The following is a 20,211-nucleotide window of genomic DNA, read 5'->3' on the forward strand; positions in this document are numbered from 1 at the left end:
AGCGGTGGATCAGTAACAGATACAGTGCCTGACACACCGCATTCGCGAGCAAGCCCGCTCCCACATTTGGACAGTGTTGCGTTCAGTTAGAAGGTGTAGTCCGCCGTCACGAAGAACGAGCGCGGCTCGCCCAGGATCCATTGCTGGCCGTCGTTGTATTGGCTGACGGCGTAAGTGCGGTCGAACAGGTTATTCAATTGCAGGCCCAATGTCGTGTTGCGCATGGCTTTCCATGAAACGCTGGCGTCGACCACGGTGTAGCTCGGCACTTCGCTGGTGTTGGCGGTGTTGGCGAAACGCGAGTCTACATAACGCACGCCCGCACCGGCACGCACGTCGTCAGTGATGGCCTTGCTCAGCCACAGGTTGGCGGTGCGACGCGGCACGTCGGTGGGGCGGTTACCGTCGCGGGACACGGACTGGCCGTTGACCACTTCGGAGAAGTCGTCGTACTGCGCCCGCACGATCGCAGCGTTGGCTTGCAGTTGCCAGGCATTGGGCAGTTGCAGGTCGAGGCTGGCTTCCAGGCCGTTGGAGGATTGCTGGCCGACTTGTTCCTTGAGGGTGGTGCCTGGAACGCTCACCAACAGTTTCTTTTTGACGATGTGGTAGGCCGCCAGGGTCCATTCACCACGGGAATCCCAGAACGCCTGCTTGAGGCCGATCTCGGTTTGCTTGGCGGTGGACAGGCCGAACTGCTGCTGGCTCGGGCTCAGGGTGATCAGGCTGCCAACGCCGTCAGTGCTGGTGGCGTATTGGCCGTAGACCGAGGTGTCCGGGGTGATCGCGTAGACCAGGCCGGCTTTCCAGTTGTTGCCGGTAAAGGTCTTGTTGGAGTCGCTGCCATCCACCAGGGAGTCACTGTCGATGTGCAGGTAATCGCGGCGCACGCCGGTGATCAGCGACAGTTTATCGTTCAGTTGCAGGCGGTTTTCGGCGAACGCAGCCAGCTGTTTGGTGGTGCTGACGGACTGCGGAATGAAGGGGCTGGCGCTTTCAAACGGCTGCGGTACCGGGTGGTTGATGTCCACCGGTTGGCCGGCGTTCGTCAGGTCATCGAACGGCGAGTTGCTGGCCAGGCGAAAGCGAATGCGGTTGTACTCCACCCCCGTCACCGTCTGGCTGTCGAGGCCGAACAGCGTGTGCTTGAAAGTGAAGGTCTGGCGGTCGCCCACCTGTTCCTGGTTGTGCTTGATGCCCAGGTAGCTCTGGCGCACCAGGCCGCCGTCGACGTAGTTGTAGCTCTCGGCGTTCTGCCAGCGCCGCTGGTTTTTCAGGTAGGACAGTTCATTGGTGGCGGTGACGTTGTCGTTGATCTGCCACTCGCTGGTCAGGCGCGTCCACTGGTCGTTGTAGTGCTGGATATCGTTGCTGACGTTGTAGTTCTTGTCCCGCAGGCCCTTGTGCAACTGGCCGTTGATCAGCGGTGTGCCGTAGTCGTTTTGCGGGGTCTGGTCGCCGTAGTCGGAGGCCAGGGTGAAGCTCAGGTTATCCGCCGCCTGCCAGCGCAGGGCACCGCTGACGAAGTCGCTGCCGGACTCGCCGCGGTCGATGAAACCGTTGCTGCGCAGGCGGTTGATGTTCAGGCGATAGCTCAGGGTGTCGGTCAGCGAGCCGCCGCTGTCGAGGGCTTGCTGCTGGCGGTCATAAGAACCGTAGCCCAGGCGGATATGGTTTTCGATCTCGCCCTCGAAGGGTTTCTTCGCGATGGTGTTGATCACCGCGCCGGTGGCGCCCTGGCCGTACATCACCGAGGCCGGGCCGCGCAGTACGTCCACCCGCTCAACGGACCAGGTGTCCACCGGGAAGGTGGAAGTGCCCGCGCCATCGAACATGCGCGCGCCGTCGTACAACTGCAGCACCGAGCTCTGGCCGGTGAACCCGCGTGCCGACAACGAGGTACCACCGTCGCCCGGCGTGCCGGTGCGGCTGATGCCGGTGGCCCGGGAAATCGCGTCCTGCACCGTGGCATCGCCCCGTGCGCGAATCTGCTCGCCGGTCTGGCTTTCAACGCTGCCCGGGGTTTGCAGGGCCGTGAGGTTCAGGCGTGAACCTGCCGTGGTCGGGGTGTTCAGGTCGACGCGCTCGTCGTCGACGGCGGGGGCTGAGACGGCACTGGCGGGAAGCGTCAGGGCCTGGGCAGTGTTTTGAAGGGCGAGCAGGCACAGGCCGGACGCAAGGTACTTGTTCATCGGACGATAAATCGCTTCTTCGAGACGGTACTCGCCGCAGGGCGCGGCGAGTGGGAGAACACATTAAGTGTTACAATATAACACTTTGTGCGGCGTGGGCGAAAGCCCGCGTAAGACTACATAACGCCTCTAGGTAGGGCATCTCGTCTGTTTCACGCTGAACCTGAGGCAGATTCACGTTGGCCAAACCACCGTGAAAGCACCAGGCGATCCAGTGCCCAGACCACGATCAGCGAGGCGCCCACCAGCGGAAAGACAATCGCCAGCCCGAGCATGATCACCATCGCGGTTTTCCATTTCGGCAGGTCATGGCGCAACGGTGGAACCCCCAGGCTGCCCTGTGGCCGACGCTTCCACCAGATCACCACACCGCTGACGGCGCTGAGCAGGATCATCAGGCAAATCAGCAGCACGATGATCTGATTGACCACGCCAAACATCTTGCCTTCGTGCAGCATCACGCCCGATTCGGTAACCCGCGCCACGCTGTTGTAGTGCTCCCAGCGCACATCGGCCAGGACCTTGCCGGTGTATTGGTCCACATGCAGGGTGGCGTCATTGCGCGGGTCGTTGGCGAACACCGCGAGGGTGAACACGCCTTCGGCAGTGGTGGGGAAGGTGATGCTGTAGCCGGGTTCGACCTTGCGTGAGTTGGCGAGGTCGACCACCTGCTGCAGGCGGATACTCGGGGCTGCCGGGCCCTGGCTCATGCCGGCGTGCTTCATGTGCTCGGCATGCTCGCCAGACATCGGCATCGGCGTGTTTTCCATGGCCCACGGCACGGTCTGTTGGCTCGCGGTGTTGAGGCTGCGGGCCTGCTGGTCGGACTGCGGCACGTTGTTCCACATGGCCGCCGGGAATTTATTCCACAGCTCGGCGTATTGCTTGCCCCAGAAGCCGGTCCAGGTCATGCCGCTGAGGAGCATCACCAGCAGGAACGCCGCGCCCCAGAAACCGGCGACCGCGTGCAGATCGCGCCAGAACAAGCGACCGCGGCTGCCCAGCCGCGGCCACAGAATGCCCGCCGCCGACTTGCCTCGCGGCCACCACAGATACACGCCCGAAATCACCAGCATCACGCCCCAGCCGGCGGCCAGTTCCACCAGGCGATCGCCGACGGTGCCGATCATCAACTCACCATGCAGCGCACGGGCGATGGCTTGCAGGTTGTACTTGGCGTCCTGTTCGCCGAGCACGGTGCCGCGATACGGGTCGACGAATACAGTCACTTCGCGCCCGTCGTTGTGCATCACGAATTGCGCGCTGCTGGTGGCGTCGGCGGGTGGCAGGTACTTGCTGATCTTGCCTTGTGGATAGGCAGCCTGGGCACGTTGCAGTTGCTCGTCGGCACTCAGCGCGTGTTCGGCGCTCTGCACGGTCAGCAGGTTGCCGTACATCAGCGGGTCGAGTTGGGGTTTAAACAGGTAGATGATGCCGGTCAGGGCCAGCAGCACCATGAACGGCGCGACAAACAGCCCGGCGTAGAAATGCCAGCGCCAGGCCAGGTTGTAGAAGGAAATCTTCGGTGGGTTCATCAGGGTGCTCCGCAAAGGCTTGGATTTTTTGTGTTATCGAGGACGCCATCGCGGGCAAGCCCGCTCCCACAGGGGAATGCATTGCAACTGTGGGAGCCGGCTTGCCTGCGATGCGCTTAGAAGCTCATGTCCACCTTGGTCCAGAGCGTGCGCCCCGGTTCCTTGATGGCTTGCGGGTCATTGGCCGGGTAGCCGAACCCGGCGTTGCCGGCCAGGTTCAGGTGCTCGGCGTACGCCTTGCCAAACAGGTTGTCGACGCCGGTGCTGACCTTGAAATTCTTGTTGATGCGATACGCCGCGTTCAGCGAGAACACGCCAAACCCCGAGCTTTTGTCGAAGTCCTTGCCCACCACGTTGCCCTTGTTCTGGTCGATGCGGTTTTGCGCCGCGACCACCCGCCACAAGGCGCCGGCGCTCCAGTCGTCCTGGCTGTAGGTGAGCCCGAAGCGCGCATCCAGCGGCGGGATCTGCGGCAGCGGTTTGCCGTCGCTGGTGTTCTTGCCCCAGACGTAGGCGAAGGTGGCATCGGCCTTCCAGTTGGCGGTCAGCTTGTAGGCTGCGCCCAATTCACCGCCCATGATTCGCGCGTCCACATTGCGCGCCTGGGAGGTGGTGCCCATCATTCCCGGCTGGTAGTCGAACAGGATGAAATCACGCACCTGGCCGACGTAGCCCGAGGCCCAGGCATCGAGATCGGCGGATTTGTATTGCAGGCCAAAATCCAGCTGGGTGGTTTTTTCAGGCTTCACACCGTCGAAGGCATTCACGGAACCGACCGACCCGGTGTCGGGAGAAAACAGCTCCCAGTAATCAGGGAAACGCTCCGAATGCCCAAGCCCCGCGTACAGGGTGGCAGGGCTGTCCGCCAGATCGTGCTCGTAGCGCACAAAGCCGGACGGCAGCGTATCGGCGCGGGTTTTACCGGCGGTGGGGTTGGGGCTGCTCATCATCCCGGAGCTGATGGTTTGCCGGAAATCCTTGGCCGAGGCGCGGTCGACGCGGGCGCCGGTGATCAGGCGGTCGCGGTCGGCGGCGTACCAGGTCAGTTCGCCGAACACCCCGTAGTTGTGGAAGTTGGCGTCCTTGCTGCGGGGCAGGTCCTTGTAGGTGTCGACGCCCATGGCGCTGCGTTCGCGGTGTTCGTTGGTTTGTGCATCAATGCCGCTGATCAACTGCACATCGGCCCAGCGCCAGGTGGCCTTGATACGGGCGCCGAGGGTGCGGCGGTCGACGTTGGCCGCCATGGGACCGGCCATCATCCCGGTGCCCGACGGGACGCGCAGGGTGTAGTTGTCCATCACGTGGTCGGCGTAGTTGTAGTAGACCTGCGCTTCGACCTTATCCAGCACCTCGCCGATGTTCGATTTCTCGAAGCGTAATCCGAGGCTCTCGCGCAAAAACTGCGAACCGTCCATGCCACGCCCGGCGTAGCGGGCTTCGCCATCGCCACGGCCGGCGGTGAGTTCCAGCAGGGTGTCGGCGTCCGGGGTCCAGCCCACGGCCACGTCGCCGTTCCACTTGTCGTAGCGCGAGGCGACGGTGTCGTTGTTGCCGTCCTTGTAGTCATCGGCGTGGGCCTGGTTGCCGATCACCCGCACATAACCCAGCGGCCCGCCGGCTGCTGCGTCGACGACTTTGTCGAAACGCCCGTTGGAGCCCGCCAGGATGCTGGCGTTGACCCGCGTGCCCAGCTCGCCGAATTGCTCGGGCTCGCGCTCGAACAGGACCGTGCCGGCTGAAGCGCCCGGGCCCCAGAGCACGGTTTGCGGGCCTTTGATCACGGTGAGCTTGTCGTAGGTTTCCGGTGAAATATAGGAGGTGGGCGCATCCATCCGGCCGGGGCAGGCGCCGAGCATCATGCTGCCGTTGGTGAGGATGTTCAGGCGCGAACCGAACATGCCCCGCAGCACCGGGTCGCCGTTGGTGCCGCCGTTGCGCACCAGGGCGAAGCCGGGGATGGTCTTGAGGTAGTCGCCGCCATCGCTGGCGGGCACCGGTTGGCGCGGGTCTTTCGGGTTGGTGACGACGGTCAGTGGTGAGCTGGGGGCAATGGCGGTGATCACCGTCGGGCTCAGTTCGTTCTGGTCGGCAGGCTCGTCGGCGTGGACCTGAGGAACCAGCAGCGCGCCACACAGAACGGCGAAAACGGGAGTACATCCCAAACGGGTGTCAGCAGAAAACCTGGACATGAAAAATTCCATCATTCATTCGTAAACAACACGGCCAGCAGCCTGCGGCTGTCTGTCTAAAGTCGGCCGGGGTGAAGTAACGGTGTGAAGTGCTTACGTGATGATGGGCGGGGCACGGCTGCGGGCACCGGGGAACACGGTTTGCCGGGCATGGCCCAGGCGTGGGGCGGGGGTCAGGGCGTTGGCGGGCGGCGGGCTGCCGAGGGTGACAAACGACACGCTGCCAGGCAGCGCCGGGCAACTGAAGAGCAGGCTGCAATAGCCGCACTTTTCCCAGAGCACGTGGTGTTCGTCGGGTGCTTTGTGGTGATCGGTCGCAGGCTTGGCGTCGACATGGCAGCTCGGCGCGTCCATGGACATTTCCATCGACATGCCGGCGTGATGATCCATCGGCATCGCTTGGGAAATCAGCGGACCGATAAAGATCATCAGCATGGCGAACAGGCTGATCCAGCTGCCGCGCATAAGGCCTACAGGCTTACGGCGGTGCTGGGACAACCTGGCGCGTGGGGCGCCCATCAAGGTTTATCTATTGGGCGTGCATGTGTTCGTGGCCGGCCATGGGCGGCTGCTTCTGCACTGACACTTCCACCTTCACTGGCCCGGCCTTTTCAAAGTTCAGGGTCAGCGGGAAATGCTGGCCGTCGCGCAAAACGCTGCGGTCCTTCAGGTCCAGCAGCATCACGTGGTAGGCCATGGGCGCGAACGTCAGGTCACCTTTGGCCGGCACCGCGACGCTGGTCACTTGCTGCATCTTCATCAGATCGCCCTGCATCACATGCTCATGCAGTTCGGCCTTGGCGGCCACGGGCGTGTCGACGCTGAGCAAGCGATCCGCATGCTCGCCCTGGTTATGAATCACGAAATACGCCGCGACGGTCGGCGCATTGGGCGGCAGTTCCTGGGACCAGGGTTCGCTGACCACCAGTTCGCCGACCTTGAAGTCTTCGGCATTGGCAGCAGCACACACCGGCAGCAACAACGCAGCCAGAAGCAGGGAAGATTTGAGCATGGCAGTTCTCCAGAACGGTTCTAAACGCAGTTCACTTGCGAAGAAATCAGACCGTTGGAGAGGCGCGGGGGTTAAGGCTCGGCCATTGCTGGCGCGGGGTGGGGGATTGCAATGACGGCGGCGGCAGGTCTTGCACCGCGTCGAATCTTGCGAAATAGAGTGTTGGTGAATGCCCCGGCAACGCCACTAATGGCGCCGAGCCCGAGCAGCACCAGCAATGCTGCATGGTGGAGTGATCGTCCTGCTGCGGCGCCGGAATCTCCAGCTTGCCCAGGGCAATGGCCGTCAGCTTGTTGGCATTGGAGGAGCAGAAACTGCCCCACAGCAGTTGCTTGACCGGGTCATCCGCCTGCTGCATCGCACCCGCCAGCGGCATGGCAAACGCATTGAACAGCACTGCAAGGCAGGCTATCCAGGCAATTGCAAAGCGTTGACGGGCCATGGCGGACAATCCGTAGGGTTAAGCGATCAGGTGGGTATTTAGCCTGATCGGGGAGGATAAGTAAAAAGGGGCGGTGTGGTTTGGTGTCGCAGTGCTGGGTTTGAGGATAGACGGGAATCAAGGATTTCCATTTTTTTCAAATGGGCCGCGATGTTTAGTGCGACAGCTGAATGCTGTGGGAGCTGGCTTGCCTGCGATACAGGCGACTCGGTCTTCCTGCTGGAACGAGGTGATGCTATCGCAGGCAAGCCAGCTCCCACAGTTTGGATTGTGTTCGATTCGAATGTGGAGGCCCTCCACAGAAATTTCCGACAGTGATTGGCGGTTGTCCTTGGGAAACTCAATCTCTAGTCTCCGAACACCACTGCAAACTCAGTGGTCGGGCGTCGCGGCCCGGATCCTATAGGCGCTAAGCGCCATCGTCTGCTTTCAGTTGACGCTTTTTTATCGTCTACTGTGCGGCGCTATGGTGGCTGTGCGCGGGATACCTTCGGGTATGCCGGGTTGCCTAGGGACCGGTCCGCGAACCTGCGCACAGCTGCCACCTTCCATCGCGTCGCGGCGATCAGTGGCAGCTTCACATCCCTTAGGAGCTTCACAATGATTAAACCTACCCCCAATCCCCCCTTTCGGCTGTTCACCGTAGCCGACGGAATCAGCACCGAAGACCTGTTGGTCAACCTCATTGAAACACTCGCCTCGGCCAATGCGCTGAGTTGCGACTTGGCGTTTAGCCTGGAAGGATCGAAGCGAGAGGAGTTGTTGGGCGTCGCTCAGTTGATCGAGCTGGCGGAGTTACTGGCTGATCGGGTGCACGAAGGTGGCGGAAAACGCATTTAACACTTCGATGATCGATCGTTCCTGCGCTGATGTGTGGGAATGATCCCGTGAGACGCCTTTAAACGTCCCAGCTTGCTTCCCGTATGTGATTAAAGTTCACGACATCTACGCTGTGCTGATGAGCAAATCCAGCGACTCTTAGGTCATCTGTCAAAACTAGATAATTATCTTTGGCTGCACAGATAATACCGACGTCGGTAAGTCCGTAGGGCGACAGCTCATAATCGCAACTTATATCAAGAGCAGGGCAGTGAATCTCAATGACTGTCGATAATGATTTTTTTAATGTTGCGTAGAAGTCGTGTAGCTTGCTCCCATAAAGCCCGTTTGTAAGGTTGCTGACTTCCGCAAGTATATGAGGAGTTGAAATAAGCTTTTCGAATTGATCAATCACGTTAAGCAGAAGTTTGTAATCTTTGGCGGTGTACCCGCTTGTTCTTTTGAAGCCTGCAATACTGGGTGTGCCTCCGATCAGTGCCAAGAGCAGCAGGTTAGTGTCGACTATGATTCCTTTTCTTCGATATTGCCGGATATATGTTTCGATCATACTTCGCGGATCTTCATGGAGCGGAACTCGCCAGTCTCCGAGTCAATGAAGAATGTTTTATATTTTCTTGCGTACATTTGTCCCGCTAAAGATGCGCCTAATCGTTGATATTTATCAGGGGCTGGAACATTGAAGCCAAGTGTTATTGCCCACGTTTTGTCGCCTGGGTTTAACTCGACTTCCTCAAGCATCAAGTCCTGAAGCACTGTTTCCTGGCCGAGAAAGTCATTGGCTGCTGCCTTGGCAACTTGCACGGCTTCTTTGACGTCTATCATGTCAGCTCCTGAATAGAATTGAGTCTGGCTTGAACTGTTTCTGGAGTGTAGCACTTCATGTTGTGGATTCATCGCCGTCCCTTTAGTCACAAATAGAGTTGATAGAGGTGGGCGATGATCCTGATCTATCGAATGAAATCTGCCAATAACTCGATTGTTTCTGCGGGCGACAAAAGCTCCTGATCCACCGCCACCAACACCGGCCGCCTCAACACCAACACCGGCACCCCCCGCTCCCGTGCCACTTCCAGCTTCGGCTCGGTAGCCGTGCTGCCGCTGTTCTTGCTGATCAGCACATCAATCTGCCGCCGTTCAAACAGCGCCCGTTCATCCTCGATCAAAAACGGCCCACGGGCGCCAATCACTTCGCAGCGTTCATTGCCGGGGTACACATCCAGTGCGCGCAGTGTCCAGAACTGCTCGGCGGGGATTTCGTCGAGGTGTTGTAACGGTTCACGGCCCAGCGTGAACAGTGGTCGCTTGAAGGGTTTCAGAGCTTCAATCAACTCCGCCCAGTCACCGACTTCGCGCCAGTCATCATCCGCCTGTGGCTGCCACGCCGGGCGGCGCAGGGCCCAGCAGGGAATGCCACACACACCCGCAGCACGGGCGGCATTGGCGCTGATCTGCGCGGCATACGGATGGGTCGCGTCCAGCACCAGCTCGATACCTTCATCGCGAATGAACTGCGCCAAACCTTCCGCGCCGCCATAGCCACCGACGCGCACCTGGCACGTAAGGTCGGTGGGAACGCGGCCAACACCCGCCAGGCTGTAGATATGCTCGGGCCCCAGTGTGCGGGCGATGGCCAGGGCTTCCGTCACGCCGCCCAACAGCAGGATGCGTTTCATAGCGGCTTGATCACTTCCAGCAGGGTGATCGGCAGCGCCTGGCGCCAGGTATCAAAGTCCCCCAGTGGCTGGGCCTGGGCCACATGAATGCGGGTCAGCTCGCCGCCGTGTTGTTCGCGCCAGGCCATCAGGGTCATTTCACTTTGCAGGGTCACGGCGTTGGCCACCAGCCGGCCGCCCGGGCGCAGGTGTTGCCAGCAAGTGTCGAGCACGCCGTCGCGGGTGACGCCGCCGCCGATGAAGATGGCGTCGGGCGCTTCCAGGCCAGCGAGTGCGTGGGGCGCGGTGCCGCGAATCAACTGCAGGCCGGGGACGCCGAGTGCATCACGGTTATGTTCGATCAACAGTTGCCGGCCTTCATCGGCCTCGATGGCCAGGGCGCGGCAGCTGGGGTGGGCGCGCATCCATTCGATCCCGATGGAGCCGCTGCCCGCGCCCACGTCCCACAGCAGTTCGCCGGGCATCGGCGCGAGGCGGGCGAGGGTCATGGCGCGCACGTCGCGCTTGGTCAGTTGGCCGTCGTGCCTGAAGGCCGAGTCCGGCAGCCCTGCCAGGCGTGACAGGCGCGCTGTGTTGGCGTCGGCCACGCAGTCGATGGCCAGCAGATTCAACGCGGCAATCGGTTCGCCAGGCCAATCCCGGGCGATGCCGTCGATGCGGCGCTCATCCGGCCCGCCGAGGTGTTCAAACACACTCAGGCGACTTGCGCCAAACCCGCGCTCGGCCAATTGTGTGGCAATCGCCGCCGGGCTCTGGCCGTCATTGCTCAGCACCAGCAAACGCACGCCGCTGGCCAGATGCGCATTCAGCGCCGCCATCGGCCGGGCAACCACCGACAGCGTCACTACCTCTTGCAACGGCCAGCCCAGACGCGCCGCCGCCAGGGACACGGAAGAGGGCGCCGGCAGAATCAGCAGCTCATCGGCCGGCACCTGCCGCGCCAGGCTCGCACCCACGCCATAGAACATCGGGTCGCCGCTGGCCAGCACGCACACCGCTTCACCACGCCTGGCCAGCACCGGCTCCAGGGAAAACGGGCTGGGCCACACCTGGCGTTCGCCACGGATGCACACCGGCAACAAGTCCAGCTGGCGTTGCCCGCCAATAATGCGCGAGGCGCGCAACAGGGCGTGCCGGGCGTTTCTGCCCAGGCCCTTGAAGCCGTCTTCACCGATGCCTACTACCGTCAGCCAGGGCGACATATGAATTCCTTGAACGACATCCGACGGGCAGGCTTTTCATGCCGCCGGACAAAGCAGGCATAATACCGCGCCTTTACCCGTGAACCGGTAGCCCCGTGAAACCAATACCACCGTCCAATACCTTGCGCCCCTCGGCCTGTCCGGGGTTGCTGCGTATTGTCCAGGCGTTGGATGGCGGGATTTGCCGCATCAAACTGGCGGGCGGTTCGATCCGTGCCGAGCAGGCGTTTGCCGTGGCCGACGCCGCCCAGGCCCATGCCGGCGGGGTGATCGAGGCGACCAACCGCGCCAACCTGCAGATTCGCGGGATCGGCGCCGAACAGGATGCATTGATCGCCGCCTTGCTGGCCGACGACCTGGGCCCCAAGCGTGCCGCCGGTGATGATGTGCGCAACCTGATGCTCAGCCCCAGTGCCGGCATTGACCGCGAGATGCTGTTCGATACCCGACCGTTGGCCGACCAGATCCTCACCACCCTGGAAACCCACCCGCGTTTCCATGAGCTGTCGGCCAAGTTCGCCGTGCAACTGGACGGCGGTGAAGCCCTGGCCATGCTCGAGCATCATCACGACCTGTGGCTGTCAGCCTTCGATGCCAATGGCAACACGCTGTTGGCATTCGGCCTGGCAGGCTGCCCGGCGCGGGATGCGCCCTTGGCGGCGGTACCTTTGGCACAAGGGCATGCACTGGTGGTGGCGGTGCTGGAGCGGTTCCTTGAGCTGGCCCGGCCTGATCAAACCCGCATGCGCCACCTGCTGGCTGAAACCGCTGTGGATAACTTTTTGCGGCAGCTGAATATGCCATTGCAGCCGGTTGATGGCTTTTCAAGGCACTCCAACCCCGCGCCGCTGCACCTGGGAAGTTATCCACAGCGCCAAAAAAACCAGGTCTACGTCGCCGCCGTCGCACCCTTGGGCCGCCTGGATTCGGCGATGCTCAGGGGCGCTGCGCAACTGGCCGTCGACCATGGCGACGCCACCTTGCGTGTCACGCCATGGCAAGGCCTGCTGCTGCCCAATATCCAGGATGCGGCGGCTGTCACCGAACGCCTCGAACAGCTTGGCTTTTTGTGTTCGGTGGACCAACCCCTCGCACGGATGATCGCCTGCACCGGCGCCGGCGGTTGCGCCAAAGGCCTGTCCGACACCAAGGCCGACGCCGTGCAACTGGCCGCGCTTGCGCCCGGCCACAGCGTGCACCTGTCCGGCTGCCCGCGTTCCTGCGCGGCCGCACACACCGCGCCGGTCACCCTGCTGGCGGTAAGTCCCGGCCACTACGACCTCTATTTTCGCGACGCAGGCCTGCCCGGTTTCGGCCGCCTGCACGCGCGCACTCTTTCTATTGAAGCGGCGGGCGCCTTGTTGCGCGCTCACCCACGGAGCAACACCGATGATTGATTACATCCGCGACGGTCAGGAGATCTATCGCAACTCCTTCGCGATCATTCGCGCAGAAGCCCGGCTTGATCGCATCCCTGCCGACCTGGAAAAACTCGCGGTGCGGGTGATTCATGCCTGCGGCATGGTCGACGCCATCGACGGCCTGCAATTTTCCGAAGGTGCCGGCAAGGCCGGGCGCGAAGCCCTGGCCGCTGGCGCGCCGATCCTGTGTGATGCGCGGATGGTCTCCGAAGGCGTGACCCGTACGCGCCTGCCGGCCAACAATCAGGTGATCTGCACCCTGCGCGACGACAGCGTGCCGGAGTTGGCCCGCAAGCTGGGCAACACCCGTTCCGCCGCCGCCCTGGAGCTGTGGCGCCCGCACCTGGAAGGCAGTGTGGTGGTGATCGGCAATGCGCCGACAGCGCTGTTTTACCTGCTGGAAATGCTCGACGCCGGCGCGCCAAAACCTGCACTGATCCTCGGTTTTCCGGTGGGCTTTGTCGGCGCCGCCGAATCCAAGGCGATGCTGGCGGCAGACAGCCGCGGCGTACCGTTCGTGATCATGCAGGGCCGCCTGGGCGGCAGTGCGATGGCCGCCGCCGCGGTCAACGCCTTGGCCACGGAGGTCGAATAATGCCGGCACGCGGACGTTTGATTGGCCTGGGCGTAGGCCCCGGCGATCCGGAACTGATTACCCTCAAAGCCCTGCGCCTGCTGCGCGAATCGCCGGTGGTGGCGTACTTCGTGGCCAAGGGCAAGAAGGGCAACGCCTTCGGCATCATCGAAGACCATTTGGTGCCCCAGCAAACCCTGATGCCGCTGGTGTACCCGGTGACCACTGAAGTGTTGCCGGCGCCGCTGTCCTACGAGCAAGTGATCAGCGATTTCTACGACACCGCCAGTGTCGACGTTGCGGCACACCTGGACGCGGGGCGCGATGTGGCGGTGATCTGTGAAGGCGACCCGTTCTTCTACGGCTCCTACATGTATTTGCACGACCGCCTGGCCGAGCGCTACGAAGCCCAGGTGATCCCGGGTGTGTGCTCGATGCTCGGTGGCGCCTCTGTACTGGGCGCACCGTTGGTGTACCGCAACCAGAGCCTGTCGGTGCTTTCCGGCGTGCTGCCCCATGACGAACTCAAGCGTCGCCTGGCGGATGCCGACGCGGCGGTGATCATGAAGCTGGGGCGCAACTTCACCAAGGTGCGTCAGGTACTGGAAGAATTGGGATTGGCGAGCCGGGCGTTGTACGTCGAGCGCGCGACCATGGCCAATCAGAAAATCGTCGCCCTGGATCAGGTCGATCCGACGTCCTCGCCGTATTTCTCGTTGATCATCGTTCCCGGTGAAAGGTGGCAAGGCTGATGACGGCTCCCGCGATTGTCATCCTGGGGCAGGGCAGCCTCGCCACGGCCCGCGCTATCCAGCAGGTGTATCCCGACGCGCTGATCCACGGCCTGGCCGGGCGGGTCGAGGGCGCAGATCAGGCCTATAACGAATTCGGCGCCAGCGTGCGCCAGTTGTATCAACAGGGCACGCCGATCATCGCCCTGTGCGCCGCCGGGATTGTGATCCGCACCCTGGCGCCGCTGTTGCTGGAGAAGGGCGTCGAGCCTGCTGTACTGGCCGTCGCCGAAGACGGCAGCGCGGTAGTGCCGCTGCTCGGTGGCCTCGGTGGCGTGAACGTAATGGCGCGGGAAATCGCCGCTGCCCTGGACGTTGCCGCCGCGATCACCACCAGTGGCGAGCTGCGTTTTGGTACCTGCCTGCTTAACCCGCCCCATGGTTATCAGCTGGGGGATCTGGAACTGGGCAAACGCTTTGTCTCGGATTTGCTGGCTGGCGAATCAGTACGCATTGAAGGCGCGGCGCCGTGGCTGGATCAGGCCAACTTGCCCCAGGATCAACAGGCGCGCCTGGCGATTCACGTCGGCAGTGCCGAGCGCACACCTGCGGCCAATGAGTTGCTGATTTATCCGAAGACGGTGCTGGTTACCTGCCAGCCGGGGCCGCAACTGGCCGGGCGAATTCGTGCGGCGTTGCAGGATGCCGGGCTCGCCGTGCAGTCCCTGGCTTGCCTGCTGGCGGCTGAAACGGAGATGGCCGATTCGTCATTGCACGAAGCGGCGTTGGAGCTGGGCGTGCCATTGCGCTTCGCCGATCTGGCGCCTCAGGCGGACATCGCGATCACGGTGGCCGAGGCCCCTCTGGACCTGTCCCTGATCGGTCGTCCCCGCGGCCGCCTCGCGGTGATCGGTTTGGGCCCCGGCGCTGCCGAACTGATGGTACCGGCAGTAAAAGCCGAGCTGGCCCGCTGCACCGACGTGCTGGGTTACGAAACCTATGTGCGCATGGCCGGGCCGTTCCGCGCGGACCAGATCCAGCATTGCACCGACAATCGCGAAGAGATGCAGCGCGCGCGTCATGCCTTTGAGCTGGCGGCGCAGGGGCGTTCGGTGGTGGTGGTGTCTTCGGGTGACCCGGGTGTATTCGCCATGGCCGCCGCGGTGATCGAAGCCTTGCACGAGTCCGGCGACCCGGCCTGGCATCAGGTCGACCTGGAGATTTTGCCGGGCGTATCGGCATCCCTCGCCACGGCGGCCCAGGCAGGTGCCCCGCTGGGGCATGACTTCTGTGTGATGTCACTGTCGGACAACCTCAAACCCTGGTCGATCATCGAGAAGCGCCTGGACCTGGCGTCCCAGGCCGACCTGGCGCTGGCGTTCTATAACCCGATCTCCCGTGCGCGGCCCTGGCAGTTGGGACGCGCCCTGGAAATCGTCGCGCAGCACCGCACGCCTGAAACACCGGTGGTCTTGGGCCGTGACATCGGTCGCCCGGGACAGACCCTGCGAGTCACCACCCTGGGGCAACTGACGCCGGAGCAGGTGGACATGCGCACCATGGTGCTGATCGGTTCGTCCACCACCTGCGTCTTTGCGCGGGCAGGTGGGGGCGAGTGGGTCTACACGCCACGTTGGTACGGCGAGAAACCCGCCTCCTGAAAACAACGGCGGCCCCGCCATGGGGCCGCCTTGAAACGTCAGTCATTGATGCCGGAAAGGTCTGCTTGCCGAGGTTTTTTTGCATCGGCTCAAGTCATACCTTTCTCTACGGCTTGAAGAAAAGCACGGCGCTTTTGTGTGCCGCCGCCTCATCCCCAGCGTTTACTCAGCTGCGCCGCCTGCAGTGATTTTTCCTGCGGGTCGCGGCGCGTCCCGTGGTCAATGTCCAGCAGCTCAAAATCCCCGGCAAGTCGACTAGTGTTGGCGTTGAGCCCCATGTTGGGGGTTATGGAGAAATGGCTATGGAGCGAAACAACAAACGGATCAACAGCGCAAAAAGGAGGAAGCTGATTGCCGCTTACCGGCTTCCGGGCGCGCCCGGCCTGGCGTCGGGGTTGAGCGCGCCGGTGAAGCCCGAGGCGGATGATGAGCTGGACGCGGCGGTGGTGAACAACAGCGTCATGTCGTTTGTGCAAGGCATGACCAGCCTCAACAAGGAGTACACCCGCAAAAGCTATTTGCTGGCGAGCAGCTACGTCAGCGATGTGCTGCGGGTCGCCCGGGGCACAGAGGCCTGGTACAACGAATTCATCAAGGTCATGAGCAGCCTCGGCTGGATGCCGGTCAGGAGCAGTTTCGAGCGGGTGTACACCTCTCGCAAGGGGCTGTCGGTACAGCTGGCGGCGCTGAACCTGATGGCGGCCACCGTGGCCTCGACGTTTCTGTCGGGGCCGCTGATCAGTGTATTGCCCAAACGGGTGGCGGAGGCGGTTGAAGCCTTGAAGCAGCTCCCGGCCTCATTTGAGTTATTCAAGCGAAATACCACCACGCGTGACGGTGGCGATTTCGGCTTGGCGTCCTGCTCGGAAATCGCCGGGGAAGTTTCGATGGTGCTGGTGACGTACAGCTCCCACGGCGTCAGCAAGCAACTGGGCATACCGTTTCTGGAGTGGGACAGTGCATCCGTCGAGGCCTTCAGTGGCCGCACGTGCCTGGTGCTGAACAGCTCGGTGGTCAACGAAGACACGATTCAACTGCTGCGGGACAGCGCAGGGGACAAGGTCCGCCTGGCTATCGCCAACTACAGGATTTGATCTACGGCACCAGGTAACCGCGTACACCGGTGAAGATGATTTGTGCGGCCAGGGCGCACACGAACAGCCCCATCAACCGGCTGACAATCTGCAAGCCCTGGTCGCCGAGGATGCGTTCGATACGGTTGGACAGGTACAGCACCACGCCCACCGTCAGGCTGGCCAGGGCGATACTGAGGATCGCGGTGATCTTGTCGTCCCAGTGCGGCTGGCTGACGCCCATCACCAGCAGCGCACCGATGGTGCCGGGGCCGACGGTCAGGGGAATGGTCAGCGGCACGATGGTCACGTCCTGCTGCACGTTGTCGGTCTGCACCGCTGACTTGCCCTGGGCCATGCCCAGGGCCGAGATGAACAGCACACTGCCTGCGCCGATGCGGAAGGCGTCGACGGTGATGCCGAACACACTGAAAATCACCCGGCCGAACAGGTAGAGCAACACGCTCGATACCAGGGTGGCGAGGGCCACTTTCCAGGCCAGGCGCCGCCGCTCCTTGCTGGAGTAACCGCGAGTCAGGCTGATAAAGCAGGAGAGCACGAAGAAGGGGCTGTAGAGCACCAGCATCTTCAGGTAAACGCTGAATAGCACGTGGAGCATGGTGGGAGCTCGCAGCGAAGGAGGGCGAGCGGGAGTTTATCAGGCCTGTGGCTGAGCGCTATCTGTGAAGCGACAACAATCCAGTGTGGGAGCGGACTTGCTCGCGAAAGCGGTGTGTCAGCCAATACATGTTTGACTGACACACCGCTTTCGCGAGCAAGTCGAATCGTCGCACCGCCGCTCCCACATTTTGATCTGCGTCATGCATGGGTCAGGTGGGAGCGTGCTCAGGGCGCTGTTGGCGCTGTGCCACCCAGTACTCCACCAGCTCGCGCAATTGCGACAACTCCACCGGCTTGGCCATGTGCCCGTCCATCCCGGCCTGGCGTGCACGCTCTTTATGTTCCGAAAGAATGTGCGCGGTGAGTGCCACGATTGGCGTACGAATCCGCTGGTTGCTGACTTCCCACGCGCGCAGTTGCTGGGTGGCGGAGAAGCCGTCGAGGATCGGCATTTCACAGTCCATCAACACCAGGTCGTAGCGCTGGGCCTTCATTGCCTGCAGGGCTTCTTCGCCGTTGCTGGCGGTGTCCGGCTGCAGGTTGAGCTTGCCGAGCATGCCGCGAATCACCTTGGTGGAGATGCTGTTGTCCTCCGCCACCAGGATCCGGAAGTCACTCGGCACGGTCACCGGGGCCGGCGCGCTGATCGCCGGCTGGCGTGGTTGCACGGAGCCCTTGCTGCGCTGGGTCAATTCATCGGCAAGGGTGGTCTTGAGGGTATAGCCGGCCACGGGTTTGGCGAGGATGCGCTTGATCCCGCAGTTGCGCGCGATGATCTTGCTCGGCGCATTGCTGATGCCGGTGAGCATGATCAGCAGGATGTCGTGGTTCAGGCTCGGGTCTTCCTTGATCTTCGCCGCCAGTTGCATGCCGGTCATGCCGGGCATGTTCTGGTCCAGCAGCACCACGTCGAAATAGTCCCGCAGGTGCGCCTTGGTGCGCAGCAGCGCCAGGGCTTCCTTGCCCGAAGGCACGGCGCTCACGTTCAGGCCCCAGGCCGTGCATTGCTGCACCAGCACTTTGCGGCAGGTGTCGTTGTCGTCCACCACCAGCACGCGCGCGCCCTTGAGCGGGCCGTCGAGGTCGGAGGTCGGGTGCTCCAGGCGTTCCGGGTCCAGCGGCAAGGTCAGCCACAGGGTGCTGCCTTGCTGGCTGCCACTCTTGATGCCGAATTCGCCGTTCATCAACAGGATCAGCTGGCGGGCAATGACCAGGCCCAGATGGCCGCTCAGGCGGGTGGCAGAGAGGAAGTTCTTGCTGTGCAACTCGCTGTGCAGCAGGGCGTCGCGCTCGGCGGGTTCCATCGGCAGGCCGCTGTCTTGCACGGCAATGCGCAGGCGCGGTTTGCTGCTGCGCTCGTCCAGTGCGACGACGATCAGTACTTCGCCTTCATCGGTTTTTTGCAGGGCATTTTCCAGCAGGCTCAACAGTGCCTGGCGCAGCCGCGTCGGGTCGCCGCTGATCACCCGGGGTACCTGGGGCTGGATAAAGCTGATCAGCTCGACGTTCTGCTGCTCGGCCTTGGCGCGGAAAATACTCAGGCAGTCTTCGATCAGCGCGTTGAGGTCGAACTGCACATCGTCCAATTCGATCTGCCCGGATTCCAGCTTGGAGATGTCGAGAATCTCGTTGATCAGGGTGAGCAGTTCGTTGCCGGCGCTGTGGATGGTTTGCACGTAGTCGCGTTGCTTGACTGAAAGCGGGGTGCCCAGCAGCAGTTCGGTCATGCCCAGCACGCCGTTCATGGGCGTGCGAATTTCGTGGCTGATCTTCGCCAGGAATTCGGCCTTGGCGGCGATTTCGGCGTTGCTGGCCGCCAGGTCGCGGCTGAGGCTGAAGTTGTCTTCGGTGATGGCGCGCTGGCGTTCGCCCAGGGCCAGGCTCATCAACAGGCCACTGAGGCAGATAAAGCCGAGCAGGGTGATGATCAAGCCTTGTGGCGGCACCAGCGTCAGGCCCAGCAAGGCCGGGAGAATAATCAGCGTGCCGATGTTGAAGATCACCATCGCCAGCATGAACAGGCGCGCCGGGCGGTAGCCCTTTTGCCAGTGATAGGCCGAGACGAACAACATGCTCAGGCCGGCCAGCGCCACCAGGGCGTAGGTGATGATGTTCAGGGGCAAGGTGTTGACGAACAGCAGCAACAGGCCGGTCAGGACGATCAGCAGGATGTCGGCCATCAACAGCTTGTTCAGCGGATGCGGGCCCAGTGGCGCAAAGAAGCGGTAGGCAAACATCAGCCCGCACGGCGCGGTCAGCAGCAGGGCGAGGTAGGCACCGGGGGTTTGTACCGCGTGCCAGTTCGGCAACCACGGGCCCAGCACGTTGAGCAGCAGCGCAAGGCTGAGCAGCAACAGCAATTCGCAGGCGGCGAGCCACAGGCTGCTGCGGGAGCGATGGTAGGCGTAGCGGGTGAGGTTGTGCAGGATCAGCATCACCAGGCAACCGAACAGCAGCCCGTAGATCAGCGTCTGGTTCTGGTTAGCCGCAGCCAGCACGGCCGGCTCAAGGGTGATGTAGGGGCGCAGCTCGTGTTCCGAGACCATGCGCAGGTACACGTCCAGCGGCTTCTGGCTTTGCGGCATCGGCAGCATGAAGTCGCTGCTGGGCAGCGGGCGCTCGGCCTGGGGCTGGCGGGTGCCGGTAGCTTCCTGCTCCACCAGGGTGTCGCCGTCGAGTACATACAGGTTCAGGTGTGACAGGTCAGGGGCGAATACCCGCAGCACTTGCTCGTGTTTGCCGGGTTGCAGCCTGAAGCGTACCCACAACGCACCGTCCGGTTGCGCGGCGGTAATCCGGTCCAGTTCGATGGGGCTGAATTGATTGATGTAGCGGGGCGAGCGGATGTCGCTCAGTTGCAGATCGGCCTGTTCATCAAGCAATACTGCCCAGCCACTGCCTTGTGCGGCGGCCTGGGCCGGGAGCAAGCAGAGCAAGGTCAGCAGACTGACAGTGAAACCTATGGCGATCCTGAGCCAGCGCACGGCGAAATCCCTTCGTAGGTTGATGCATGGGTATAACTATGCGCGGGGCCACAAGCGTAGG

At 62.4% G+C, this 20,211-nt stretch carries 18 protein-coding genes; 6 read left to right on the top strand and 12 right to left on the bottom strand.

Annotated elements, in window-relative coordinates:
- Positions 1 to 86: 86 nt before the first annotated feature.
- The 6 genes from ACW9I6_RS16665 to ACW9I6_RS16690 form a co-directional block, all read right to left on the bottom strand.
- Entirely contained in the window at positions 87 to 2,192 is a 2,106-nt protein-coding gene (locus tag ACW9I6_RS16665) for a TonB-dependent receptor (RefSeq protein ID WP_457339555.1), read from the bottom strand.
- A 152-nt stretch (positions 2,193 to 2,344) separates the two neighbouring features.
- Positions 2,345 to 3,727: a PepSY-associated TM helix domain-containing protein gene (locus ACW9I6_RS16670; protein WP_307522593.1), complete on the bottom strand. Its 1,383-nt coding sequence runs from the start codon at positions 3,725 to 3,727 to the stop codon at positions 2,345 to 2,347.
- A 116-nt stretch (positions 3,728 to 3,843) separates the two neighbouring features.
- The gene (locus tag ACW9I6_RS16675; protein WP_457339556.1) at positions 3,844 to 5,916 is read right to left on the bottom strand and encodes a TonB-dependent copper receptor; all 2,073 of its coding nucleotides are present in this window, start codon (positions 5,914 to 5,916) and stop codon (positions 3,844 to 3,846) included.
- A 93-nt stretch (positions 5,917 to 6,009) separates the two neighbouring features.
- Positions 6,010 to 6,381, bottom strand: a complete 372-nt coding sequence (locus tag ACW9I6_RS16680) for a DUF2946 domain-containing protein (RefSeq protein ID WP_457339560.1) — start codon at positions 6,379 to 6,381, stop codon at positions 6,010 to 6,012.
- Positions 6,382 to 6,445: 64 nt separating this feature from the next.
- The gene (locus ACW9I6_RS16685) at positions 6,446 to 6,928 is read right to left on the bottom strand and encodes a copper chaperone PCu(A)C (RefSeq protein ID WP_076017993.1); all 483 of its coding nucleotides are present in this window, start codon (positions 6,926 to 6,928) and stop codon (positions 6,446 to 6,448) included.
- A 46-nt stretch (positions 6,929 to 6,974) separates the two neighbouring features.
- On the bottom strand, positions 6,975 to 7,370 hold the full coding sequence (locus tag ACW9I6_RS16690) for a DUF2946 domain-containing protein (RefSeq protein WP_008439034.1): 396 nt from the start codon (positions 7,368 to 7,370) through the stop codon (positions 6,975 to 6,977).
- 600 nt (positions 7,371 to 7,970) lie between these two features.
- Here ACW9I6_RS16690 and ACW9I6_RS16695 point away from each other — a divergent pair.
- Entirely contained in the window at positions 7,971 to 8,210 is a 240-nt protein-coding gene (locus ACW9I6_RS16695; protein ID WP_003217349.1) for a DUF6124 family protein, read from the top strand.
- Between the two features lie 58 nt (positions 8,211 to 8,268).
- Here ACW9I6_RS16695 and ACW9I6_RS16700 read toward each other — a convergent pair whose 3' ends face one another.
- The 4 genes from ACW9I6_RS16700 to cbiE all read right to left on the bottom strand — a co-directional run bounded on the left by ACW9I6_RS16700 (position 8,269) and on the right by cbiE (position 11,085).
- The gene (locus ACW9I6_RS16700; protein WP_003217347.1) at positions 8,269 to 8,757 is read right to left on the bottom strand and encodes a PIN domain-containing protein; all 489 of its coding nucleotides are present in this window, start codon (positions 8,755 to 8,757) and stop codon (positions 8,269 to 8,271) included.
- The gene (locus ACW9I6_RS16705) at positions 8,754 to 9,032 is read right to left on the bottom strand and encodes a hypothetical protein (RefSeq protein ID WP_003217345.1); all 279 of its coding nucleotides are present in this window, start codon (positions 9,030 to 9,032) and stop codon (positions 8,754 to 8,756) included. The genes ACW9I6_RS16700 and ACW9I6_RS16705 overlap by 4 nt, the downstream gene beginning before the upstream one ends.
- Before the next feature lie 125 nt (positions 9,033 to 9,157).
- A complete protein-coding gene (locus ACW9I6_RS16710) occupies positions 9,158 to 9,883 on the bottom strand; it encodes a cobalt-precorrin-6A reductase (RefSeq protein WP_008439030.1) in 726 nt (241 codons plus the stop codon).
- Entirely contained in the window at positions 9,880 to 11,085 is a 1,206-nt protein-coding gene (gene cbiE / locus ACW9I6_RS16715) for a precorrin-6y C5,15-methyltransferase (decarboxylating) subunit CbiE (RefSeq protein WP_457339557.1), read from the bottom strand. The genes ACW9I6_RS16710 and cbiE overlap by 4 nt, the downstream gene beginning before the upstream one ends.
- A 95-nt stretch (positions 11,086 to 11,180) precedes the next feature.
- On the opposite strand from cbiE, the gene cobG reads away from it, so the two are divergent.
- From cobG to ACW9I6_RS16740, 5 genes are all read left to right on the top strand, one after another.
- On the top strand, positions 11,181 to 12,482 hold the full coding sequence (gene cobG, locus ACW9I6_RS16720; protein WP_457339558.1) for a precorrin-3B synthase: 1,302 nt from the start codon (positions 11,181 to 11,183) through the stop codon (positions 12,480 to 12,482).
- Positions 12,475 to 13,101 (top strand): precorrin-8X methylmutase, encoded by a 627-nt coding sequence (locus tag ACW9I6_RS16725; protein WP_177022472.1) that lies wholly within the window; start codon positions 12,475 to 12,477, stop codon positions 13,099 to 13,101. Before cobG ends, ACW9I6_RS16725 begins: the two co-directional genes overlap by 8 nt.
- A complete protein-coding gene (locus ACW9I6_RS16730; protein ID WP_003217336.1) occupies positions 13,101 to 13,832 on the top strand; it encodes a precorrin-2 C(20)-methyltransferase in 732 nt (243 codons plus the stop codon). The genes ACW9I6_RS16725 and ACW9I6_RS16730 overlap by 1 nt, the downstream gene beginning before the upstream one ends.
- Positions 13,832 to 15,472 carry a precorrin-3B C(17)-methyltransferase gene (cobJ, locus tag ACW9I6_RS16735; RefSeq protein ID WP_177049159.1) on the top strand — a complete coding sequence of 547 codons (1,641 nt, stop codon included), beginning with the start codon at positions 13,832 to 13,834 and terminating at the stop codon, positions 15,470 to 15,472. Before ACW9I6_RS16730 ends, cobJ begins: the two co-directional genes overlap by 1 nt.
- Before the next feature lie 302 nt (positions 15,473 to 15,774).
- Positions 15,775 to 16,566, top strand: coding sequence for a hypothetical protein (locus tag ACW9I6_RS16740; RefSeq protein WP_102606174.1), 792 nt, complete (start codon positions 15,775 to 15,777; stop codon positions 16,564 to 16,566).
- A 1-nt stretch (position 16,567) separates the two neighbouring features.
- On the opposite strand, the gene ACW9I6_RS16745 is transcribed toward ACW9I6_RS16740, so the two are convergent.
- Together ACW9I6_RS16745 and ACW9I6_RS16750 are read right to left on the bottom strand one after the other, a co-directional pair.
- Entirely contained in the window at positions 16,568 to 17,164 is a 597-nt protein-coding gene (locus tag ACW9I6_RS16745) for a MarC family protein (protein WP_003217330.1), read from the bottom strand.
- A gap of 211 nt (positions 17,165 to 17,375) precedes the next feature.
- Positions 17,376 to 20,150 (bottom strand): hybrid sensor histidine kinase/response regulator, encoded by a 2,775-nt coding sequence (locus tag ACW9I6_RS16750; protein WP_003217328.1) that lies wholly within the window; start codon positions 20,148 to 20,150, stop codon positions 17,376 to 17,378.
- Positions 20,151 to 20,211 lie beyond the last annotated feature (61 nt).

The organism is Pseudomonas sp. SDO5522_S412, assembly GCF_054071215.1.

Bases quoted from the DNA above. Each gene is read 5' to 3' on its own strand.
- ACW9I6_RS16665 (WP_457339555.1), bottom strand. From the start codon at position 2,192: ATGAACAAGTACCTTGCGTCCGGCCTGTGCCTGCTCGCCCTTCAAAAC.
- ACW9I6_RS16670 (WP_307522593.1), bottom strand. From the start codon at position 3,727: ATGAACCCACCGAAGATTTCCTTCTACAACCTGGCCTGGCGCTGGCAT.
- ACW9I6_RS16675 (WP_457339556.1), bottom strand. From the start codon at position 5,916: ATGTCCAGGTTTTCTGCTGACACCCGTTTGGGATGTACTCCCGTTTTC.
- ACW9I6_RS16680 (WP_457339560.1), bottom strand. From the start codon at position 6,381: ATGCGCGGCAGCTGGATCAGCCTGTTCGCCATGCTGATGATCTTTATC.
- ACW9I6_RS16685 (WP_076017993.1), bottom strand. From the start codon at position 6,928: ATGCTCAAATCTTCCCTGCTTCTGGCTGCGTTGTTGCTGCCGGTGTGT.
- ACW9I6_RS16690 (WP_008439034.1), bottom strand. From the start codon at position 7,370: ATGGCCCGTCAACGCTTTGCAATTGCCTGGATAGCCTGCCTTGCAGTG.
- ACW9I6_RS16695 (WP_003217349.1), top strand. From the start codon at position 7,971: ATGATTAAACCTACCCCCAATCCCCCCTTTCGGCTGTTCACCGTAGCC.
- ACW9I6_RS16700 (WP_003217347.1), bottom strand. From the start codon at position 8,757: ATGATCGAAACATATATCCGGCAATATCGAAGAAAAGGAATCATAGTC.
- ACW9I6_RS16705 (WP_003217345.1), bottom strand. From the start codon at position 9,032: ATGATAGACGTCAAAGAAGCCGTGCAAGTTGCCAAGGCAGCAGCCAAT.
- ACW9I6_RS16710 (WP_008439030.1), bottom strand. From the start codon at position 9,883: ATGAAACGCATCCTGCTGTTGGGCGGCGTGACGGAAGCCCTGGCCATC.
- cbiE (WP_457339557.1), bottom strand. From the start codon at position 11,085: ATGTCGCCCTGGCTGACGGTAGTAGGCATCGGTGAAGACGGCTTCAAG.
- ACW9I6_RS16725 (WP_177022472.1), top strand. From the start codon at position 12,475: ATGATTGATTACATCCGCGACGGTCAGGAGATCTATCGCAACTCCTTC.
- ACW9I6_RS16730 (WP_003217336.1), top strand. From the start codon at position 13,101: ATGCCGGCACGCGGACGTTTGATTGGCCTGGGCGTAGGCCCCGGCGAT.
- cobJ (WP_177049159.1), top strand. From the start codon at position 13,832: ATGACGGCTCCCGCGATTGTCATCCTGGGGCAGGGCAGCCTCGCCACG.
- ACW9I6_RS16740 (WP_102606174.1), top strand. From the start codon at position 15,775: ATGGAGCGAAACAACAAACGGATCAACAGCGCAAAAAGGAGGAAGCTG.
- ACW9I6_RS16745 (WP_003217330.1), bottom strand. From the start codon at position 17,164: ATGCTCCACGTGCTATTCAGCGTTTACCTGAAGATGCTGGTGCTCTAC.